This is a genomic window from Ewingella sp. S1.OA.A_B6 (assembly GCF_049889095.1).
Lineage (GTDB): Bacteria > Pseudomonadota > Gammaproteobacteria > Enterobacterales > Enterobacteriaceae > Ewingella.
This window is the reverse complement of record NZ_JBLJFK010000044.1, coordinates 1-328: the sequence shown is the minus strand read 5'-3', so window position 1 is coordinate 328 and position 328 is coordinate 1. Positions and strand designations below refer to the sequence as shown.

Sequence of the window (328 nt, the reverse complement as noted above, 5' to 3'; positions counted from 1 at the left end):
CCGTAAGAGCAGAAGTCCAAAATATGGTAACCCAAACCGCCAAGCAACTGGGTCTTACCAGTCAGCTTGTGAGCGATAGAGATAATGTTAACCAACTCCCTATCAAAGAACTTGTATATACGATGCAAAAAGCCGACGCCGCATCGCAATATGTGGTGACGGCTTATACTAGCATGAGTGATAAAACCCCTGTAAAAGCGACCTTGAATTTTCGGTTAATACCAGTTAAATAACAACGTGCATTTACCCCAAAATATCCATCAACTCACCTTCCACCAAATGCGGACTCATGGCACGCGTGACTTTCACCATCACCAGTTTACCAATC

Annotated in this window: 1 protein-coding gene; it reads left to right on the top strand. The window is 43.9% G+C overall.

From position 1 onward, the window contains the following. Positions 1–233, top strand: a 233-nt coding sequence (locus ACMV8I_RS21400; protein WP_498867150.1) for an NMCC_0638 family (lipo)protein, incomplete at its 5' end; no start/stop codon positions are given. Between the last annotated feature and the right edge of the window lie 95 nt (positions 234–328).